This is a genomic window from Vagococcus intermedius (assembly GCF_029144185.1).
GTDB classification, from domain to species: Bacteria; Bacillota; Bacilli; order Lactobacillales; family Vagococcaceae; genus Vagococcus_D; species Vagococcus_D intermedius.
This window is the reverse complement of record NZ_CP110232.1, coordinates 797,460-818,658: the sequence shown is the minus strand read 5'-3', so window position 1 is coordinate 818,658 and position 21,199 is coordinate 797,460. Positions and strand designations below refer to the sequence as shown.

Annotated in this window: 18 protein-coding genes and 1 rRNA gene; 1 reads left to right on the top strand and 18 read right to left on the bottom strand. The window is 35.5% G+C overall.

Annotation, left to right across the window (positions count from 1 at the left end; all coding sequences use genetic code 11):
- Positions 1-80: 80 nt before the first annotated feature.
- The 18 genes from OL234_RS03715 to OL234_RS03630 form a co-directional block, all read right to left on the bottom strand.
- A 16S ribosomal RNA gene (locus OL234_RS03715) occupies positions 81-1,637 on the bottom strand.
- A gap of 596 nt (positions 1,638-2,233) precedes the next feature.
- Positions 2,234-2,680 carry a Fur family transcriptional regulator gene (locus OL234_RS03710; protein ID WP_275469827.1) on the bottom strand — a complete coding sequence of 149 codons (447 nt, stop codon included), beginning with the start codon at positions 2,678-2,680 and terminating at the stop codon, positions 2,234-2,236.
- A 203-nt stretch (positions 2,681-2,883) separates the two neighbouring features.
- Positions 2,884-3,657 carry a trypsin-like peptidase domain-containing protein gene (locus OL234_RS03705; RefSeq protein ID WP_275469826.1) on the bottom strand — a complete coding sequence of 258 codons (774 nt, stop codon included), beginning with the start codon at positions 3,655-3,657 and terminating at the stop codon, positions 2,884-2,886.
- Between the two features lie 155 nt (positions 3,658-3,812).
- Complete coding sequence (locus OL234_RS03700; RefSeq protein ID WP_275469825.1) at positions 3,813-4,331, bottom strand: MepB family protein; 519 nt, start codon at positions 4,329-4,331, stop codon at positions 3,813-3,815.
- A 30-nt stretch (positions 4,332-4,361) separates the two neighbouring features.
- Positions 4,362-5,672, bottom strand: a complete 1,311-nt coding sequence (locus OL234_RS03695) for a sensor histidine kinase (protein WP_275470109.1) — start codon at positions 5,670-5,672, stop codon at positions 4,362-4,364.
- Between the two features lie 86 nt (positions 5,673-5,758).
- Positions 5,759-6,430, bottom strand: coding sequence for a response regulator transcription factor (locus OL234_RS03690; protein ID WP_275469824.1), 672 nt, complete (start codon positions 6,428-6,430; stop codon positions 5,759-5,761).
- A gap of 42 nt (positions 6,431-6,472) precedes the next feature.
- Complete coding sequence (locus OL234_RS03685) at positions 6,473-7,207, bottom strand: ABC-2 family transporter permease (protein WP_275469823.1); 735 nt, start codon at positions 7,205-7,207, stop codon at positions 6,473-6,475.
- Positions 7,200-7,961, bottom strand: coding sequence for a lantibiotic immunity ABC transporter MutE/EpiE family permease subunit (locus OL234_RS03680; protein WP_275469822.1), 762 nt, complete (start codon positions 7,959-7,961; stop codon positions 7,200-7,202). The genes OL234_RS03685 and OL234_RS03680 overlap by 8 nt, the downstream gene beginning before the upstream one ends.
- Position 7,962: 1 nt before the next feature.
- Entirely contained in the window at positions 7,963-8,673 is a 711-nt protein-coding gene (locus OL234_RS03675; protein WP_275469821.1) for a lantibiotic protection ABC transporter ATP-binding protein, read from the bottom strand.
- A 108-nt stretch (positions 8,674-8,781) separates the two neighbouring features.
- Positions 8,782-9,495 carry a transaldolase gene (locus OL234_RS03670; protein WP_275469820.1) on the bottom strand — a complete coding sequence of 238 codons (714 nt, stop codon included), beginning with the start codon at positions 9,493-9,495 and terminating at the stop codon, positions 8,782-8,784.
- A 188-nt stretch (positions 9,496-9,683) separates the two neighbouring features.
- Complete coding sequence (locus OL234_RS03665; RefSeq protein WP_275469819.1) at positions 9,684-11,075, bottom strand: L-cystine transporter; 1,392 nt, start codon at positions 11,073-11,075, stop codon at positions 9,684-9,686.
- Positions 11,076-11,352: 277 nt separating this feature from the next.
- Positions 11,353-12,702 (bottom strand): amino acid permease, encoded by a 1,350-nt coding sequence (locus OL234_RS03660; protein WP_275469818.1) that lies wholly within the window; start codon positions 12,700-12,702, stop codon positions 11,353-11,355.
- A gap of 230 nt (positions 12,703-12,932) precedes the next feature.
- Positions 12,933-14,258, bottom strand: a complete 1,326-nt coding sequence (locus OL234_RS03655; protein WP_275469817.1) for a 6-phospho-alpha-glucosidase — start codon at positions 14,256-14,258, stop codon at positions 12,933-12,935.
- 20 nt (positions 14,259-14,278) lie between these two features.
- Complete coding sequence (locus tag OL234_RS03650; RefSeq protein ID WP_275469816.1) at positions 14,279-15,877, bottom strand: PTS transporter subunit EIIC; 1,599 nt, start codon at positions 15,875-15,877, stop codon at positions 14,279-14,281.
- 95 nt (positions 15,878-15,972) lie between these two features.
- Positions 15,973-16,752, bottom strand: coding sequence for a MurR/RpiR family transcriptional regulator (locus OL234_RS03645; RefSeq protein ID WP_275469815.1), 780 nt, complete (start codon positions 16,750-16,752; stop codon positions 15,973-15,975).
- A gap of 115 nt (positions 16,753-16,867) precedes the next feature.
- Positions 16,868-17,758 (bottom strand): GNAT family N-acetyltransferase, encoded by an 891-nt coding sequence (locus tag OL234_RS03640; protein WP_275469814.1) that lies wholly within the window; start codon positions 17,756-17,758, stop codon positions 16,868-16,870.
- 23 nt (positions 17,759-17,781) lie between these two features.
- A complete protein-coding gene (locus tag OL234_RS03635; protein WP_275469813.1) occupies positions 17,782-18,234 on the bottom strand; it encodes a hypothetical protein in 453 nt (150 codons plus the stop codon).
- A gap of 444 nt (positions 18,235-18,678) precedes the next feature.
- Positions 18,679-20,067 carry a 6-phospho-beta-glucosidase gene (locus tag OL234_RS03630; RefSeq protein ID WP_275469812.1) on the bottom strand — a complete coding sequence of 463 codons (1,389 nt, stop codon included), beginning with the start codon at positions 20,065-20,067 and terminating at the stop codon, positions 18,679-18,681.
- A 223-nt stretch (positions 20,068-20,290) separates the two neighbouring features.
- On the opposite strand from OL234_RS03630, the gene OL234_RS03625 reads away from it, so the two are divergent.
- Complete coding sequence (locus tag OL234_RS03625) at positions 20,291-21,178, top strand: MurR/RpiR family transcriptional regulator (protein ID WP_275469811.1); 888 nt, start codon at positions 20,291-20,293, stop codon at positions 21,176-21,178.
- Positions 21,179-21,199 lie beyond the last annotated feature (21 nt).

The window sequence follows — 21,199 nt, the reverse complement described above, 5'->3', positions numbered from 1 at the left end:
CAATGAACAATAAGTTTGAGAGTAGACCTCTCAAAACTGAACAAAGTGACTTACCTGTAGGATTCCGTTATATTCCTTAGAAAGGAGGTGATCCAGCCGCACCTTCCGATACGGCTACCTTGTTACGACTTCACCCCAATCATCTATCCCACCTTAGGCGGCTGGCTCCAAAAGGTTACCTCACCGACTTCGGGTGTTACAAACTCTCGTGGTGTGACGGGCGGTGTGTACAAGGCCCGGGAACGTATTCACCGCGGCGTTCTGATCCGCGATTACTAGCGATTCCGGCTTCATGTAGGCGAGTTGCAGCCTACAATCCGAACTGAGAATGGCTTTAAGAGATTAGCTTGGCCTCGCGACCTTGCGACTCGTTGTACCATCCATTGTAGCACGTGTGTAGCCCAGGTCATAAGGGGCATGATGATTTGACGTCATCCCCACCTTCCTCCGGTTTATCACCGGCAGTCTCGCTAGAGTGCCCAACTTAATGATGGCAACTAACAATAGGGGTTGCGCTCGTTGCGGGACTTAACCCAACATCTCACGACACGAGCTGACGACAACCATGCACCACCTGTCACTTTGTCCCCGAAGGGAAAGCTCTATCTCTAGAGTGGTCAAAGGATGTCAAGACCTGGTAAGGTTCTTCGCGTTGCTTCGAATTAAACCACATGCTCCACCGCTTGTGCGGGCCCCCGTCAATTCCTTTGAGTTTCAGTCTTGCGACCGTACTCCCCAGGCGGAGTGCTTAATGCGTTAACTGCAGCACTGAAGGGCGGAAACCCTCCAACACTTAGCACTCATCGTTTACGGCGTGGACTACCAGGGTATCTAATCCTGTTTGCTCCCCACGCTTTCGAGCCTCAGTGTCAGTTACAGACCAGAGAGTCGCCTTCGCCACTGGTGTTCCTCCATATATCTACGCATTTCACCGCTACACATGGAATTCCACTCTCCTCTTCTGCACTCAAGTTCTCCAGTTTCCAATGACCCTCCCCGGTTGAGCCGGGGGCTTTCACATCAGACTTAAAGAACCACCTGCGCTCGCTTTACGCCCAATAAATCCGGACAACGCTTGCCACCTACGTATTACCGCGGCTGCTGGCACGTAGTTAGCCGTGGCTTTCTGGTTAGATACCGTCAAGGTGGGAACAGTTACTCTCCCACTTGTTCTTCTCTAACAACAGAGTTTTACGATCCGAAAACCTTCTTCACTCACGCGGCGTTGCTCGGTCAGACTTTCGTCCATTGCCGAAGATTCCCTACTGCTGCCTCCCGTAGGAGTCTGGGCCGTGTCTCAGTCCCAGTGTGGCCGATCACCCTCTCAGGTCGGCTACGCATCATCGTCTTGGTGAGCCATTACCTCACCAACTAACTAATGCGGCGCGGGTCCATCCTTCAGTGACACCCGAAAGCGTCTTTCATAGTTCTGCCATGCGGCAAAACCAATTATGCGGTATTAGCACCTGTTTCCAAGTGTTATCCCCCGCTGAAGGGTAGGTTACCCACGTGTTACTCACCCGTCCGCCACTCTTCTTATATGAAAGGTGCAAGCACCTTTCGAAGAAGCGTTCGACTTGCATGTATTAGGCACGCCGCCAGCGTTCGTCCTGAGCCAGGATCAAACTCTCAATAAAAGTTATGATTAAGACCGAAGTCTTTAGCTCATTAATGATTGCTAGCGAATTACTTCACTATACAGTTTTAATATAAAACTGATAAAAATTTTTGTGTTGTTATCTTACTAAAAGATAACATCCTACACGTTTGGTTCGTCTTACTTTGTTCAGTTTTCAAAGGTCTAAATCTTGTCGCTTTAGCAACTCATTTATAATATCATGTTTAGTTGTCATTGTCAACAACTTTTTAAAATATTTTTTTGAGTTGTTTCAACGAAGTCTTGCGACTTGTTTTAGCAACTTAATCATAATATCACGCTTAGTTGTTGTTGTCAACTATTTTTCAAAATTAATTTATCAGTTTTGAAATAATGATATAACAATTTTTTCAAACTATCTTTTTAAATTAATCTAAAAAGATCATAACGTCCTTGTGTGTCTCTTAAGGACATGTATTAATATACCAACTGCTTTATAAAATTGCAAGTCTTTTTAACACTTTTTCCTGATTTTTTCAAAAATAATTTTTTTCTACTATATTATGTTTGAATTAATGACTCTAATAAAAAGAACCTCAAATTTTGAGGTTCTTTTTATTAGAGTCATTAGGATACCTACGAAGCGCTTTTTTCAGCTGCCTCTTGGCAATCTGGACACAAACCGTATAATTCCATTCTATGCTCATTTATTTTAAATCCTGTTAATTGTTCTGTGGCAGCTTCTACGTCTTCTAGACCTGGGTAATACGTATCAACTATTTTTCCACAGGTTTCGCAGATTGCATGATAATGTCGTTGTGAGCTAAAATCAAAACGACTAGAAGCATCTCCATATGCCATCTCTTGAACAAATCCAATTTTCGTAAACAAGCGTAAATTATTATAAACAGTCGCGACACTCATACTTGGAAATCTTTCAACCAATGCTTTGTAAATATCATCTGCTGTTGGATGTGTATGGCTTTCAATTAGATACTCTAAGATAGCATAACGTTGTGGTGTGATCCTAATATCAGATTCTTTCAATTGTTGAATCGCTTCATCAACTTTTAATTGCGTCATCTCTTCTCCCCATTTCTTACTATTAATCTTATAATACTCTTTTATTTGGTTTTTTTCAAGAAAGCATTACTATGTAATAATTATTCTTGTTTGTGACATCTTGTCACTACCCTTTAGACAAACCTGTCTATTTAACTTTCTTCATTTGTCATCTTTCTCTAAAAAAAAAGACCCTGATTTTTCAGGCTCTTTTTTAGCATATTTTATAACATATTTTTAAAAATTGTTTCCAGATCACGAATCTTCGTTGCTTGAATCATAATGCCCATATTACTTTGATTTTCTGTTGTAGCGGGAATCATAGTATCAATTGGATGTTCTTCCATCAAACCTGCTTCTGTTAACCGAAAAACATCAGACGTAATACCTACTAAACAAATATCTTGGTTAGCTAAGTTTTCACGATCATATGTAAAGACCGGGCCTCCTGCATAGCCTGGATACATTGTTGTATTGACAAGAAATTTAGCTGCGCCACGATAAGATTGATCGATACCTGTTGTGGTCATACCACAACTAATAAAGGCTTCATGCTCTCCCAGTTCATTTACTGAGTTTGGATAAGCAATCACCGCCACATCCTCCATCGCATTAAACGTATCTTCTGGAGTTGGTAAAATTCCCTCATCTAAAAAATGAATAGATGATTGCAAGCCATTTTTTTCAATATATTTAATAATTGGCGTAATACGTACAGCAGCTAAATCCACTGACTCGTCGGGATGAACCACAATATTCTGCGCCAATTTATTCAAATCAAAAATAACTTCTTCGAATTCTATTTCATGGGGCTCTTTTATCTGTAGAGCCACTTCTAGTTCAGTTGCCCCTACAAGAGCACGACGATTGGTTATCAACGTTGGAATAAACCCACGTTCGTCATTTGTTACGAACATATAAAAGAAACCAGTGGCCACAGCTCCTGTATTAGCTTGTATTCTTACAGTAGTATTGGTTAGGGTTTGTAAAATAGACAAAATAATCACACTCCTCTTTCAAGAATAATTATAGCAATTTTATCCTTAAATACCTACCATCCAGAGATAAGATACTTTATCCAAATTTTCTTACTTTACTATATTATGGATAAAAAGTAAGCACTCTGTTTTTTTATAAATAGGTTGCCACTAGATTATCGTTGTAATCTTTCTTTGAGTTTGTCACTATTAACCCCACCAGTTTGATTGATAAAATATTCTTTTTGCCAAGCTTGAGTTTTTTTAGCTGTCGCATTTAACTCTGTAAGCCAGTCTGGATAGAGTCTCATTGCCATCCTACCCTTATTACCTAAAGTTTGATAGATATTTTTCTTAATTAAAATTTCCTTTGGAAAAATAAATTGTCCCCACTGATGGTTGTCATAAACTGTGATTATTAGGTAATCTGGAGATTCTTCGGCTTTAAATGCTTCATTTTTATTTTCAACATTTTTTTCCCAGAAAGCCACAAATTGACCCACTTTTTTAGGTGTGGTTTTTGCTGTTCGGTACCTCACACTTCTGCCTTCTAATTTAAAACACAGACCGTCATACTCCTCATTTTGCGATTCCAACTGAATAAAATCTACTGAAAAACCTAACGGTAAATAATACTCTTCTACTAAGCTCGGCCAACTCATAATAACTTTATCACTACTTTGTTCTATCGTCATCTGGATTTAATCATTCCTTTCCTGAAATTATTAAATATTTTTTACTACCACTACAGGTAAGCAAACCGTCACTTTCGCGGATTCTCCTCCATCAGCTCGCTGATAATTAGCAAGTGATAATTGTCCACCTGCTTGTTGTATTAATTGAGTGGCAATAGCTAATCCTAAACCATAATGAACGCCTTGACGACGACTTGTCTCCTCTGTATAAAATCGCTGCGTCCCTTTTGCTAGTCCTTCAGCTGAAAAACCTGGACCGTTGTCTTTGATTGAAACTGAAAAAAATTTTTCAATAAGCTGAATTTCAACCACGATAGCCTTGCCTTCAGAATTAAATCTGATTGCATTACTTAAAATATTTTGAATACTTCGGTTAAATGATTTCAAACTTATTCTGACATAATCATCTTTAACTTGACAGTCGTTATTTAATTGAAAGTGTAGGTCGTATGTTGTTGGCTCCATTAAACTAGTTACCAATACGTTAACCTCGTCAATTAGTGTGGTAACTGCAACCAATGGTTGTGGGACAATTTCTTCCACAGGGTATGCCAAGTGCTCCAAGTCTTCCATATAAGTCTCTACCCTAGTGATATGCTGTGATAAATACGCCAAATATTCAGATTGCTCCGTTGTTAAGTCAGTTAGCTCCAACAACTCAGTATTTCCTTTGATGACCGTCAGGGGTGTCTTTAAATCATGGCTTAGTGCTTGTAAAGAAAAGTTAAGTGTTTCCTCTGATTGCCACTGTTTTTCTAAAGATTGTTTTAAACTATTTTTCATCTGATCCATAGCCATTAAAATATCGTTAACTTCTTTAATCATAGACTCTTGATCTTGAAAATCCAAATTTAACTCTTTGACTTGTGCCGTTGTATAACTTATCTTTTTTAATTCGCGCGTCACCTTGTTAGAGTAATAGCCACTAATCATCATTAGACCTGAGATATAACTAATAATTAATAACAGTAACTCCAATACTTCGACCGGGGGTAAGAACTTTCTTAAAAGAGGTGAATTAAAATCTGACATCAAATAATAACTGACAAATAAGGTACCGTATCGAGTCTCTCTTTTTTCCATTACCTTGTTAAAATGATTCATCTTAGTTTTTTTGTTTAAAGTGTCCTCAACTAATTGCACTTCACGGTCTGTCATGTTTCCAATTACTTTTTTCTTATCTTCACTGAGTAAATAATAGCGATAATCTTCCGGTATTTCAATATTTTCAATGGAGGTACTGGCATTTATTTGAGCGATTACTTCCGGTAACTTTTTCTCCAAATAATCAGCTCGTCTAATAAAAGAATTAGTCACACTTTTTTCAACCGGTGTCAACATCAGCAAGAGGACACTCCCAATCATGATTAGGACAAAAAAAACTGACCAAATACTTACAGCTAATAGGTTTCGGATAAAAAAACTTTTTAGGCTTCTCTTTCCCATCGGTATCCTATCCCCCAGACTGTTTTAATCGGCTGTTCACCTTGTTCTTTATATTTCCGTCTAATATTCTTAACTCGCTCTGTGATAATTGTTTGGCTATCACCTAACGCATCTATTCCATACAAACTATCATAAATCATCTCTTTAGAAAAAACTTGTTCTTTGTGCCTAAATAGTAGTTGACAGATATGGAATTCTGACCGCGTTAACTTCACCTCTTTACCAGCTACTAAAAATAACTGTTTTCCTAAAAGAAGTTCAATTGGACCATCATTTAACCCTTGTCTTTGTTTTCTTTGATCCCGCCTCAAATGACCAGAGACACGGGCAATCAATTCTTTTAATGAGAACGGTTTTGTTATATAATCATCCCCTCCTGAGGCGAAACCATCTAACAAATCCTGTTCATTTGCTTTGGCTGTCAGAAATATAATTGGGCATGCTACTTGACTCCTAATTTTTTGACAATAACTTAGGCCGTCCACCCCCGGCATCATCACATCCAAAATAATCAACTGACTTTCTGTTAAATCTTCAGGTCGTACAGCTAAAGCACTATCCCTTACATTCACACAATGTCCCTCTTTTTCTAATATCCTCTTAATCAGATGTAAGACATCTTGTTCATCATCAATTACAAGTATGTTAGCCACCATTGATTGCCTCCTCCTTTTAACAAAATTTGATACCTCTAATTAAAACTGTTTTCTTCCTTCCCATTTACTAAACCAAGTAAGTGCCACTAACTGACAAATTAGACTGCCAACACCAACGATTAATACTAATCGGATTATATAATCAGTTTCTTGATTAATCAATAAAACTACACGACTTCCCCAAGCAAATGGCAAATAAGGCCACAAGGAATCTCCCAAGTTAGTTCCGCCCAAAATCAAGCTGACAATACTGAAAAAGACAGCTGAACTCACGGTTCCAATAATACCTAAAGAATAACTGATAACGATATAAAGTATCAAATAACTTGCATTTGTGATGACTAACCAGCAACTGGTTTCAATAAATAATAGTAAGTATATCTTGTCTAAAGGCAAAAATACTTGATGCAAACTAATGTATATCAAACTTGTGATAAAAACAGTCAGTAATAATACTACTGAGTAAAAAAACTCTTTTCCGAGTAAGATCCTCATTTTTTTAGAGTGACCCAAAATCGGATTAAATTTAGTCGCCTCATACTCATCTTCAATATCTACTGCTATAAAAACTCCTGAAATCATTACAAGGGCTAGATTAAGTAACTCAAAATAAATCGTATAACTTAACCCACTAACCTCATTACCTAAGGAAACTTTTCGCCACCAGATATAAGCAAATAGCAAGCAAACATAAATCAGTGGGAGGGGAATGAATAGCCAATTCCTCTTATTATGTACTTGTCGGTAACACTCACTCTTAAAGTAATTAATCATCAGCTTGCTCCTTTCTCCTGTCATATAAAAACATGGTCAGGTAGGTCAAACCCACAAAACTTAACAGTGCTATTAATAAGCCACTAAAAATGACATCTGTACGCCATAATGGATCATTAGGTTGCAAAAATAAGCCATTCGGTGCAATCCCCATCAAAGGTGCAGTAAGGCGCGCACTCCAACTCCAAGGACACAGCCACCAATAAGCCGTTGTTGATACCACTACACCCACTATTCCCATCACGAAGTTCAAAATAATCACAATAATCGGCGCACTCTTTTCTACCAAATATAATGAAAGTGGAATCAAGGTCAAACTACATAACCAGATAACAACAGATGTTTTGAACATTTGCCAATAACTAACTTGTTCGTGCAAAAAAAAGTATTCTAATAAAATAGTTAGCAAATAATTAATCAGCAGCATCATCCCCAAATTGGCAACTGTATTGATAACTTTCGCTAGCCAACTCTTTCTAAAAGAAATATCATGACTTTTAAAAAAGAGCGCATAACCACTATTCTTTTCACGAGTGACCAATTGGTTTGTCAATAGCGCGATAATAATCGGGATAAATGTCGTTGGAAACCAATTATAAACAATCGCCATAAAATAATCCGTTTTAGTGCCACCAAACATTAAACCTGATAATGCTAAACAAAACAAAACGAAAATGATTGGCACGCCGTATAACATTTTTTCAACTAGACTCCGCTTGTTCTTCAATCTCTCCGCTTTCAAATAGACTAACATTTTAACTCTCACCCCTTTCTTTGGCATGATGTGTTACAACCTCTAAAAATAATTGCTCCAAATCTGTTTCTTGGTGATTAACTCCTTGATACCCTAATTTACCATGACTGATGATCCCAATATCATCAGCTATCTGTTGAACTTCCGATAAAATATGGCTTGATAAAATAACTGTGATACCTTGTAAAGGTAAATCTTTAATCAACTCACGTAGTTCTTGAATACCTAAGGGATCTAACCCGTTTGTCGGCTCATCTAAAATCAATAACTTAGGTGAGCCTAGAAGAGCACTTGCAATACCTAAACGTTGCTTCATGCCTAATGAAAATTTTCCTGATTTTTTACGTCCCGTATTGGTTAAATTGACCAGTGCTAAAACTTCTAAAATTCTTTGATCTGCTATTCCTAATAAAATAGCTTGAACTTTTAAGTTTTCATACGCTGTTAGATTAGGATAAATGGCGGGCTGTTCAATTAAGGCACCTATCCCTTCTAAATCCTCTCTTTTCCATACCTGACCTTGAATTTTTATTTCACCTGCCGAAGGTTTGATAATGCCAGTTAATATTTTTAATAAGGTAGTTTTACCTGCACCATTTGGTCCTAATAAACCATAAATTGTTTGATTACGAACAGCTAGATCAATTCCTTCTAATACTGCCTCATCTCCATAAACCTTCGTTAAATTTTTAGTGTTAATATAATATGTCATTCCTTTATTCCCCCTTCATATTTTCTATGACTAAGTATATAAAGAAAAAATAATGACTTTATAACGAAAAAAAAACTCAGCAAAAATGCTGAATCTTTTTCTTTATAATTATAGAATTGTAAAACCTAAACTCTGAATATCTTGATTAAAAATTTTAACTGTTTCTTGGGATAAGTCTAGTAAATCTTTACCTACACCCTCTAATTTTTTGATAATGCTTGGCGGAACCGTGATGATGTCAGCTCCTAGTTTATCTGCTTGGAAAATATTTAATACTTCCCGTGTACTTGCCCATAATAATTCAGTTCCTGGTTTTTCGTGACAAACAGCAACTGATTCGATTACTAACTCTGTTGGGTCAACACCGGTATCAGCAACTCTCCCAGCAAAGACTGAAATAATATTTTTTGTTCCTGGAGCAAGTGCCTCAACAGCTTCTCTTACTTGCTCAATTGTCATTAACGCTGTGACATTTAAGGTATAGCCACGAGCTGATAATTTTTTTATTAAGGGAATGCTTGACTCCCCTAAACTATTCATAATAGGAATCTTGATAGCAACGTTTTTACCGAAACTAGCTATTTTTTCAGCTTCTTTTTCCATCGTTTCAAAATCATCAGCAAAAACTTCAAATGAAAGTGACATATCAGGAATTTCTTTAACAGCTTCGCGAGCAAATCCCACATAATCTGTTATACCTGCCTGCTTCATCAAACTTGGATTAGTCGTAAAACCAGATACTATCCCTTCATTATAGACTTGTTTCATTTTATCAATCTCGGCACCATCTGAATAAATCTTAACGTTTAACCCTTTCAACATACCTAAACCCCTTTTCTGATTTTGTGAAATACATCTATACCAATAAAAATAAAAATGATTAAAAAAACGCTTTCTTTATTAGTCTGAACATATTATAACTGATATTTATTAACAAATCAAAATTAATAACTCAACTAGACCAATAAAAAAAAGAGTGGCTCTTCTTTGAAAAGAACCACTCTTTTTTATTACAGACTTGAAGACACAACTGCTTTCGGATCATTTAAGACCCTATCATCTAATTCACCAATGCGACGACTGGTTACAATACCAGCTAACATACTATCATTAACATTGACCGTTGTTCTAGCCATATCAATTAAAGGTTCAACTGAAATAACTAATCCAACAATTTCTACTGGTAAATCCAAACTACCTAAAACAATTAAGGAAGCAAACGTGGCACCACCACCAACGCCTGCCACACCAAATGAACTGATTGTTACAACAGCCATAATGGTTAGAATATACATTGGACTGAAAATATCCATCCCAACAGTTGGAGCGACAATCGCTGCTAACATAGCTGGATAAACACCGGCACAACCATTTTGACCAATTGAAATTCCAAAACTACCAGCAAAATTAGCAGTTGTTTCATCAACCCCTAAAGCTTTTGTCTGTGTCTCAATATTCAAGGGTAACGCACCTGCACTTGAACGTGAAGTAAAAGCAAAGCTCAGAACTGGGAAGACTTTTTGTAAATAAATAGCCGGATTCACTTTTGCAAATAGTAAAATCACCATATGCATCAGGAAAACAACTATTAACGCCACGTATGACGCTAAGACAAATTTACCTAAGTTAACTAAAGCTTGGAAATTACTAGTTGCAAGAACCTTCGTCATCAGTGCCACAATCCCGTAAGGAGTTAAACGTAGCACTAGCGTTACAATTCTCATAGTTATTTTATATAAACTCTCAATTAATTTTGCAAAAAATTCTGCTTCTTGTGGACTTTTACGTTTGACACCTAAATATGCCATCCCCACAAAGGTTGAGAAAACAACAACAGCAATGGTACTTGTCGCCCGCGTACCTGATAAATCAGCAAAAATATTAGTTGGAATGAACGATACAATCTGTTGTGGAATCGTAACATCTTGGATAAGTTCTTGTCGACTTGCCAAATCAGCAATACGGGCTGTTTCAGCTGCTCCTTTCGTAAATTCCGCTCCTTGAAGCTTAAATAAAAAGACAGATAAAATACCAATTAAAGCTGAAGCAGCTGTCGTAATTAATAATGTAGCTAAAACCGTTACACTAATTTTACCTAAATTTTTTGTACCTTCTAGTTTAGTAAAGGCTCCGACAATTGAAACAAAAATTAACGGCATGATTAACATTTGTAGTAATGAGACATAGCCATTACCCGCAATATTAATCCAATCAATTGCCTTAGTAGTTACAACTGATTCACGCTCAAAAACTAATTGAATCACTGTTCCGAAGATTACCCCAACACCTAAGGCTAAGAAAACTCGTTTTGAAAATGCCACATGTTTTTTTTGCATGCGATAAAACATGAATAAAATTGCTAAAAATACTGTTAAAACAAGTAAAATATAAAGATTTGTCATTTTAATTCCTCCTTTAAGGTCCTTTAATGACAGCAGACCAATCGATCGTAAGAGTAAAGGTCTCAGTCTAATTTATTTTTCCGAATTAATTAGACCTAAATTAATAGTGATACTCATTATTAACTTAGCGATTGTTCCAATTTTACTGTAAAAAAGTAAGCAAATCAATTATTTTGTCTTGTTTTCATGTTTTATTTCTGAAAAAAAGGGATTATAGAGTCATTCTCTATAATCCCTTTCTTATTTAACTGAGAACTAGATTATAATACAACTCTAGTTAATCCAAATTATCACCAGCCTTACCTTCAGCATAATAACGATTAAAAATTAAAACTAAAACAGCAAACCAAATCGGTGACACAATAAGAGCAATTCGCGTTTCTGGAGCCGCCAATAACACGAAGACAATTGCCAATAAAAAAGCTAAGGTAATATAGTTAGTATAGGGTGCTAAAAATAATTTGAATGTTACTCGATTGTCTGTTTCTTTTAAGTATTTTAAATGGCAAATCAAGATGACTGCCCAGATAAATAAAAAACACGCTGTTGAAATCGAGGTCACCAATGTAAAGACCCCCTCTGGCATAAAGTAATTCAGCACCACCGTTATTCCTAGAACAATCGTTGAAAAAAATAAAGCGTTTGTTGGGATTTTACGACTACTCAATTTCATTAAGGATTTAGGAGCATGTTTATTAACCCCTAGTCCGTAAAGCATCCGACTTGTGCTAAACATCGCACTATTACATGCTGATAATGCCGAACTTAGCACAACAAAATTGACAATACTAGCTGCACTTATAATACCAATAGTTGAAAAAACTGTCACAAAAGGACTAGATTCTGAAGCAATAGTATCCCACGGTTGAATACACATAATTACAAATAATGAACCTATGTAAAACAAGATGATTCTAATAGGAATATTATTAATTGCTTTAGGGATTACAATCTCTGGATCTTTCGTCTCTCCTGCTGTCAAACCTACTAATTCGACACCAACAAAGGAAAACACAGCTAGTTGAAACCCTAATAAAAATCCGGATAAGCCATTTGGAAAAAAACCACCATGAGAATAAATATTTTTGACAGAAGTGACAGTAAGTGGTGTTTTGAACTGAGTAACAATCATATAAAAACCAACTAAGATCAGTGCAATAATAGCAATAATCTTAATCAAAGCCAACCAAAATTCGATTTCACCAAATAATTTCACTGACATCATATTTAAAAACATCAAGAATATCAAGATAATAAAAGCTGGAAGCCATTGTGGGACTTGAGGAAACCAAAAACGCATATAAATTCCAGTTGCGGTTAAATCAGCCATCGCTATGGCGCTCCAACAAAACCAATAGGTCCACCCTGTAACAAAAGCCATCCTCTTACCTAGGTACTTGTCCGCAAGCTCTACAAATGAATGACATTCCAAATTTGCTAAAAGTACCTCGCCCAAGGCTCTCATAATCAAAAATACGAAAACCCCAACTATAAGGTACACCAATAAAATTGAAGGGCCTGCCAAGTGAATAGCTTTACCCGCCCCCAAAAATAAGCCAGTTCCGATTGCGCCACCAATTGCAATTAGTTGTACATGACGATTACTCAATCCTCTTTCTAATTCCATCTGATCAATCCTTTCTGGTATACGGCCAGCTTTATGACCAACTTAATTATACCTCGAAAATGAACAGTATTTTTTTATAACGTTATCAACACTATAAGATAATCACTTTCCTTGTAAAATATACCTATCGATGTTATCTAAACAAGTTTTATTTGATTTTGAATAACTAACAAATTAAACTATATAACAAAAACCTCTCATTAATTATATGAGAGGTCTGAAAAATAAAACTATTTTAATTCTGGCCAATACTCAGTATTAACCTCAATCAAAGCATCTAAAACGTCTTTTGCAACTTTAGCGCTAGGTACTGTTTTAGATAGCGTCAATGCTTGCCACATTTTTTGGTATGATTTTTCTACCCAAGCTTCAACTATTAACTTTTCAACAGCCACTTGTTGCTCCATCATACCTCTTTCAAAGGTAGGAATATCTCCTTGACACAAAGGTTCTGGTCCATCTGTTCCTACAATACAAGGAACTTCAACCATGGCATCCTGTCTAAAATTAGAAATAGCGCCATTATTAGGAACAATTAGTAACATTCTCTCTCCTGTATTAAACGCAATCGCTCTGGCCAAGTCTACAATAAATAGCGCATGGTTATCTATATGAAAATCTCCTTCACCACACTTGCCAGTCTCAATGATCTTACGAGCTGCATCAAATACTCGTTTCTCACGACCTGCCATAACCTCATTAGCCCTTGTGTATTCTGGATTTGAATGTTCGACAACATAATCAGGGTATAAATAGTATTTTAAATAAGTATTCGGTAAGTAGCGCGGATTAACCGCTAGTAAATCTTTTGCTTTTTTGTGTGTCTCTTGCCAACTTTGATCCATATGTTGGGTATCTACTTCTATCTGAGTTAAATAGCCATTTTCCGCTACATAATCTCTAATTTCTGGCAAATACTCGTGACCTTCCTGATCTTTTACACTTGTCCACCAACCAAAATGATTTAACCCAAAATATCTGACTGTCAACTCATCAGGAGTTTTACCGATAATTTGCGACATTCTTCTTAAAGTTCCCACAGGCATATCACACATATTAATAACTTTGGCTTCTGGTCTTAAGACACGACATGCTTCAGCGACGATTGCTGCTGGGTTAGAATAATTAAGCATCCAAGCATTTGGCGCATATTTCTCCATATAATCTATTAATTCAATCATATCACCAATGCTTCGCATTCCGTAAGCAATACCTCCTGGCCCACAGGTTTCTTGACCTACTAGACCAAATTTTAATGGGATTTTTTCATCCAACTCTCGCATTCGATACTGACCAGTTCGAATGTGAGCCATACAAAAATCGACACCTTCAAATGCTACCTTAGGATCTGTCGTATAACTAAATTCTATTTCTGGCGCTTGTTCGTCAAGGACTATTTTCAAAGCCTTCGCTAAGATTTCCTGACGTTCTGCATCATTATCGTAAAGTTTTAACGTTTTAATTGGTAATTTATCTAGGTTATCTAGTAACATCATGACAATACCTGGTGTGTAAGTACTTCCACCACCGGCTATAACTATTGATTGTTTTTTCATTTTATCTTCCTACTTTCTTTTTATATTGTTTGTTTCATAATTTCTTCATCAACTATTTTCCTAATTTTAGTCACATTTAAGCCATACACTACTTGAACATTATTATTTTTAATAATAACACCACTGGCTGCGGTATCATTTTTCAAACTATCTTGATCAACTAATGCCACGTCATTAATTATCAAACGTAAACGTGTATAACAATTATCAACTGATTTGATATTTGTTACCCCACCCAAAGCATTTACAATCCATTCGCCTAATGACGAATCATCTTTTGGATTGTTAGTTATCACTTCTTTTCCCTCACTAGTTTTTTCTTTATAATCTTTTTTACTATGTAATTTAATCTCTTGATTAACCTCACGACCGACCGTTTTTAAATTTAATTTAGTAATTAAAAATCTAAATACGACATAATAAAGAATAAAGAATAATACGCCTACCAAAATGTACATTGGCCACTTAGTCTTACCAATCCCTAAAGGTAAATTGTATAATAGAAAATCGATAAAGCCGTTTGGACCAATTGCTCTAACATTTAGGATATTTAAAACAACCATACTTAGCCCACTCATAAGGGAATGAGTAATGAACAAGATAGGTGCGACAAACATAAATGAAAATTCAATAGGCTCTGTGACACCTGCGATAAAAGATGTGACTGCAGCAGGTATCAGAATTGCTTTTACTTTAGTTCTATTTTCTGGTTTTGTTGTATGATACATCGCAAGACAGGCTCCTAATAAGCCAAACATTTTAGAAATACCCCTCGCATCCCAAATAACACTTTCAGATAATACTTTGACCGCTGGATCAGCGATTTCTGCATAATAAATATTACGTGCACCTTCAAAAACTTGGCCGCCAACGTCGGCTACCCCACCGAGAGAAGTATACAAGAAAGGCGTATATACTAGATGATGCAAGCCCGTTGGGATTAACAATCTCTCTAAAGTTCCATAAATAAAAATACCAAAATTGCCACTTCTATTAATAACCGTTCCTAAACTGGTTATCCCCATCTGCACAAACGGCCAGATATATGTCAATAAAATGGCAATCAAAACAATGACAGGTATAAGAACAATAAACACAAATCTGGACCCACCATATATTTGAAAGGCATTATTAAACTCTTGTTCACTAAATTTATTATGGATGTATGCCACAATAATTCCCAAAATAATACCTAAAAATACACCCATATCTAAGATTTGAACACCCAATACCATCGTTTGACCCGTTCCGCTTAAAGAATCTGAAGCAACTAAGATACCTTGTAATTCCATAAATTTATTCATTGCATTAATAAAAACTAAAAAACCTAATACTGCCGTAAAGCCTGCCTCTGCTTTTTTATTTTTGGCTAGCCCAACAGCTAAGCCTACACAAAAAATTAAACCTAAATTAGTTAAGATTGAGACTAACGACCCTGACAAAATCATTCCAAAACCTTTTGTTACAGGATTATCTAAAAAACTAACTTTTTCAATAAGTAATGGATTTGTAAATAAATTCCCCACTGCGATTAAAATACCGGCTATCGGTAAAATCAGTACTGGTATAAACATTGCTTTAGAGAATCGTTGTAAGCCATTCATGATTTTTTCCTTCAATAATTATCCCTCCCAAATTTATTTATGTATTTATATTACAACGTCTCAGCCAGATATGTAACCGCTTAACAAAAACAAGAAACAAGTTACCCTAACTAGGAACTTGTTTCTTGTTTCAATTGATTTTGTACCAAAATCGTGTATTCATAAACCATCACCTCTAGGGCCATTAAAACTTGCGGAAAAAAATTATTAGGACTAGCATTATAATCATCGTATTTTTTGGTATCTTTTATTTTTATCCAGTGGGTAGAAAGTTCAGATAACGCACTGTAACCATCATTAGTAAATGAAATGACAGGAATCTTATTTTCACGCGCCGTGGTTGCTTTCTCAATAACTTTCTGAGTTTCTCCTGATTTAGAGATGGTAATAAACAAACCAATGTCTTCTAAATTATTTTCAAAAACGCCAACTGAATCATTTCCAGTTGAAAACATCACTCTTTTTCCTAGTACTAATAATTTTTTATATAAGTATTCAGCGATAATTCCTGAAAAACCATTCGCATAAACAAAAATGAATTGCTTATCTAACTCTGTCAAAATTTGTCCGATTTCTTTAAAAACCGCTTGCTCATTTAATTTTAAGAACCCCCCACCATCAAAAATCCCTTCATAATTTTCCTGTTTCTCAAACGATTTGCCTTCTATCAATGGAATCAACTTATAATTCATGTCAATATAGCCATTAAATCCTAGTTTTTTTGATAAACGCATGATGGTGGAAGTTGAAGTATGCATATTTTTAGCAACCTCTCTAATGCCCATCTTTGAAACACTTTCGCTGTTCTTTACAATGTAATTCAAGACATCTCTTTCTAATAAACTTAATTTTTTATTTTCAGCAAGTTTTCTTACCAATGAATTTTCCATAGTATCCCCTATTTTCTTTAATAACTAATTTTATTATCTTTATCATAAAATACTTGGAAGTAAATAACAAATTTACAAAAAAACCTCTCATAATGAGAGGTTTAAATCTAGCTTACTAACCATGTGATGTTAAAGGAAATAAAAAAGGGGCTGTTGGTAAAACAAATCCCGGTAAGACAAATAAATAATCATCTGTGTCCAAAGCTTCCTCAGAATTTATTACGACAGAATCATCTTGACTCATAAAGCCTAGCTCTGTTGTCTCGCTTAGTTTACTAGCAAGAGACGTAATTAAAGTCTTCAGCTTAACTTTTTCCAAAGATAAAACATCGTATAAATACAACGTCTTTTCGATTTCTTCACACAATACAATCGTTTTAAATGTGTCAGAATAATACATCTTATCTTTGAAGGCTAACATAAAATAAAAGCCTAATAATGCTTCGTTCTCAATTACATCTAACTGAGTTGAATTAAGAAGTCTTCTTTGGCTATAATCTGTCAAAAGTGCCCAATCATCCTGGTTATCTGGATTTAGTTTACGCCACTGTTTATCAGTTCCACGTTGACCTTCTAGCCTATTAGTAGCATGATTAATGGTAAAATTTGATTCTATTTGCCTTTCAAAACCTATCTTTGGATAAAAATCTAGAACAGTCTCATTAGCAAATAAGTAGATACCATCAACTTCATCTTGATAGTCTGCAATAATCGTCTTAATTAGCTGCTTGGCTAACCCTTGTCTGCGATAATTTTCAGCCGTCATCACCGTTCCTAACTGGATAAGCTTATACGGTTTTCCTTCTTTAATAACGGTTAAAAAATTAGCAGACGCATTGGCAATAACTTGCCCTTCATCCACAAAAGAATAACAGATATACTGATCGTTCCAACAACCTTTTTGATACCAAATATCAAAATCTAAGCCGAATATCTTTTTCGCTAAATCAAAAAAACTACTGCGATAGTTACTGTCTCCCCTATAGTTTTTTATTAATTGATACATTAATTCCCTCCAAAAAATATCTTTTATAAGCGTGGATACGGATACTCTTTTTTAAATTCTAATTCATACTCTTTTGAAATAAAAGCCTGCCAATCGTCCAAGGCATCTTGACCTTCTAAATCCAGTTTTTGATCATCTTGATAATAGTCATACTCTTTCTGATTGAAAAAAAGTAACTCTTTCAAATACTCTTTTTTATCCTCAAATCCACAAAATTTATCAACTTCCACTGGGTCAAAATGAACAAAAACACTTCCCATATCCCTTGCCTTTTTACCTTCACTTGCAGAAATATAGTCTCCATCTTCAGATCCTTTCCCTCCAATATAAACATTGGTATATCTCTGTTTTAACTCTGAATATAAATAATCTATCAGTGCTTGACGCTTGGCTGTATACTCTTCAACTTCTTCATCAGGAATTAGCCAGCCACCGATATTTTTTGCTCCTTCATAAACTTGCTCATACTCTCTCATCATGTTACCTCCCTTTTCCTTAGTCAGATGTAGTATACCATTTTTTACTATTCTTCAATAAAAAATAAACGCTATAAAAAAGACCAGAACTTATTCCTACAAGGGTACTGTAGCTTATTGTAAAATAAAGCAATGCTGATAGCGGTGGGGTTATTGTTTACGTTCAAACAATACTTGCTCAGTAGACTATATAATGACTATTAATGACCAATTTGAGCCCTTAACAATTAATATATAAATAATACTAATAAAATAGTTTGGCTACTGTTAGACCAAGAAAAACTTCCTTGGCTGTCATTCGTCTGAATCACAGCTGTCACTATTACTAATACAAGATATATAACTTCTCCGATAAAACTATTGATTCCTTGCCACAACTTAAAATCATATAAAATAACGTAAAAAAGTAGACAAATAATTGTCTACTTTTTATTATAGTATTATTTAATTTTTCAACATCTCTTTAACAATAGGATCTTTGACCGTAACCCCTTCTGCTTCTAAACGATAAATAGTTTCCGCAAAATTAGGTAAGAACTCTTTGTGTGCAATTAATAATTCATCTAAAATTTGTTTAGCAGTCTCACCAGATGTAACAAGTGGATTAATCGTAAAGGCTTGTAAAGCTAAACCATAGTCACCAGTAATGGCTGCTTCAATTGTCACTAGCTCCATATTCTTCATTACTTGTAGCCAACCTCTCTCAGCAGCTTGTAAGCTACCAAAGGCAATTGGTAACGCACCTGCTGCACCAACAAAAGCAGAGACTTCAACGACACAATCAGCCGGTAAATCTGGCACTGCTCCATTATTTTTGGTTGAAACAACAATATGTGTATTTTTATTAGCGTAAATTGATGCAATCGTTTCACACGCAGCGTCCGAATAATGCGCGCCTCCACGTTTTGCTAGTTGCTCTGGTTTATGATCTAAATTGACATCTTTATACAAGTCAAATAATTCTGCTTCTGTTTCTTTTACCTGCTGAGCACGAGTTCCAATCGTTTCATACTCTTCTAAAGCATGAGCCAACATCTCTTGTTCACGATAATAATAACGATGATACCCACATGGAATAGCTTTCATTTGCTCTAACTGTTCTTTAAAGAATGGAATATCAAAGATATTAGCAGGCAAACCTGCGTCCTCACTATACATTTTATCAATAATCTTCATGGTAACGTCGTTTCCATCAGCATCGGCTACACGATGCCAATGAAAATGATTTAAGCCTGCAAACTTATAGACCAACTGATCTAAAGTCGTTTCTAATAATTTTGGCTCCATCATCATTGCACCTACCGGTACGTTACATAACCCCATCACTTTTTCCCATTTTCCATAGCGAACAATTGCTTCTGTAACCATCCCAGCTGGATTGGTAAAATTAATCAACCATGCTTCTGGACAAAGTCGTTTCATGTCTTCTACAATATCCAAAATAACAGGAATAGTTCTAAAAGCTTTAAATATTCCACCTGCTCCATTGGTTTCTTGACCAATCATACCGTAATAAGCCGGGATACGCTCATCTTTTACACGAGCATCCAATAGTCCGACTCTGAATTGTGTCGTTACAAAATCAGCATCTTTTAATGCTTCCTCACGATCTAGTGTTAGGTGAACCTCAACCTCATAAGGCGAAGCCTCCCACATTCTTTTGGCCATTGCGCCAACAATTTCTAATTTTTCTTTCCCAGCTTCAATATCTACTAACCAAATCTCACGAATTGGTAACTCTTCATAACGTTTGATAAATCCTTCCATTAACTCTGGTGTATAACTTGAACCTCCGCCAATTGTTGCGATTTTAATTCCTTCTTTTTTACTCATTATCGTCACTCCTTAGCTGTTTTGATTACTCTTTAAGTTTAAATGACCCCTCTTTTATTGAGAACATATTTTCCAAGGAAAAAAGTTAATTTACAAAAAAACACAAGAACCATCTTAAATTTGTAAATTTTAGTAATAAAAATTTACATTACTTGTAATTGCTTACAAACCATAGTATTTACGTTACAATAAAGTTAAATAAAAACTAATAAAGGAGGCTAATATGCTCTTAACGGAAAAATTAAAACAACCGATCTTTTCAACTACTGAGCGATTAGTAATTGATTACCTTTTAGAACAACGTTTAGCTATTGCCAATAAAACTATCAAAGAGATTTCAAATGAGACCTTTATCAGCCCATCCATTTTGATTCGTATTTCTAATAAATTAGGTTATCGCGGATGGACAGCTTTTAAAAAAGAATTTTTAGAAGAAGTGAACTATCTCGATACCCATTTCAATAATATTGATGCCAATTTTCCTTTTACTGCCAAAGACTCTTGTATGAAAATTGCTAATAAAGTTGGAACGTTAGTTCAAGAAACTGTCACTGACACCTTACATCTCCTACATCATGATGACTTATCCCAAGCTATAAGATTATTGGATGAGTCTCCACAAATAAAAATTTTTACTAGTAATATTAATATTTACCTAGCACAGGATTTTGCTCATAAGATGACTAGAATCAAAAAAAACATCTCCATTGTTAGCTTAGATGGAGAAAAAGTCTTTGAAGCTGCTAATGCTAACGAAAATGTTTTAGCTTTTTTAATTTCTTATAGTGGTGAAAACAGCTCTATTACTCATCTGCTACCTATCTTGAAAAAAAATAAAGTTCAAATACTCTCCTTAACTAATATGGGAGAAAATACCATTGCTAATGCCTCCAATTGTTCTTTAAAAATATCAACACGAGAAAAACTATATTCTAAAGTTAGTGGATTTAGTAGTCATCACTCAATCTGTTTAATCTTAGATATTCTGTACTCTGGCGTCTTTTCACTTAATTATCAAACAAATTTAGATCATAATATTTTAATTTCAAAAATGAATGATCCTCGTTGTTCAAAGTTAGAAACACTCAAAGAAGAACGGTCTGATATGTGAGTTTCAGACCGTTCTTCTTTG

Excerpts from the sequence above, each read along its gene's own strand:
- OL234_RS03630 (WP_275469812.1), bottom strand. The coding sequence starts at position 20,067 with ATGAGTAAAAAAGAAGGAATTAAAATCGCAACAATTGGCGGAGGTTCA.
- OL234_RS03660 (WP_275469818.1), bottom strand. The coding sequence starts at position 12,702 with ATGGAATTAGAAAGAGGATTGAGTAATCGTCATGTACAACTAATTGCA.
- OL234_RS03625 (WP_275469811.1), top strand. The coding sequence starts at position 20,291 with ATGCTCTTAACGGAAAAATTAAAACAACCGATCTTTTCAACTACTGAG.
- OL234_RS03665 (WP_275469819.1), bottom strand. The coding sequence starts at position 11,075 with ATGACAAATCTTTATATTTTACTTGTTTTAACAGTATTTTTAGCAATT.
- OL234_RS03645 (WP_275469815.1), bottom strand. The coding sequence starts at position 16,752 with ATGGAAAATTCATTGGTAAGAAAACTTGCTGAAAATAAAAAATTAAGT.
- OL234_RS03655 (WP_275469817.1), bottom strand. The coding sequence starts at position 14,258 with ATGAAAAAACAATCAATAGTTATAGCCGGTGGTGGAAGTACTTACACA.
- OL234_RS03670 (WP_275469820.1), bottom strand. The coding sequence starts at position 9,495 with ATGTTGAAAGGGTTAAACGTTAAGATTTATTCAGATGGTGCCGAGATT.
- OL234_RS03700 (WP_275469825.1), bottom strand. The coding sequence starts at position 4,331 with ATGACGATAGAACAAAGTAGTGATAAAGTTATTATGAGTTGGCCGAGC.
- OL234_RS03640 (WP_275469814.1), bottom strand. The coding sequence starts at position 17,758 with ATGTATCAATTAATAAAAAACTATAGGGGAGACAGTAACTATCGCAGT.
- OL234_RS03680 (WP_275469822.1), bottom strand. The coding sequence starts at position 7,961 with ATGTTAGTCTATTTGAAAGCGGAGAGATTGAAGAACAAGCGGAGTCTA.
- OL234_RS03710 (WP_275469827.1), bottom strand. The coding sequence starts at position 2,680 with ATGACGCAATTAAAAGTTGATGAAGCGATTCAACAATTGAAAGAATCT.
- OL234_RS03685 (WP_275469823.1), bottom strand. The coding sequence starts at position 7,207 with ATGATTAATTACTTTAAGAGTGAGTGTTACCGACAAGTACATAATAAG.
- OL234_RS03695 (WP_275470109.1), bottom strand. The coding sequence starts at position 5,672 with ATGTTGACACCGGTTGAAAAAAGTGTGACTAATTCTTTTATTAGACGA.
- OL234_RS03675 (WP_275469821.1), bottom strand. The coding sequence starts at position 8,673 with ATGACATATTATATTAACACTAAAAATTTAACGAAGGTTTATGGAGAT.
- OL234_RS03635 (WP_275469813.1), bottom strand. The coding sequence starts at position 18,234 with ATGAGAGAGTATGAGCAAGTTTATGAAGGAGCAAAAAATATCGGTGGC.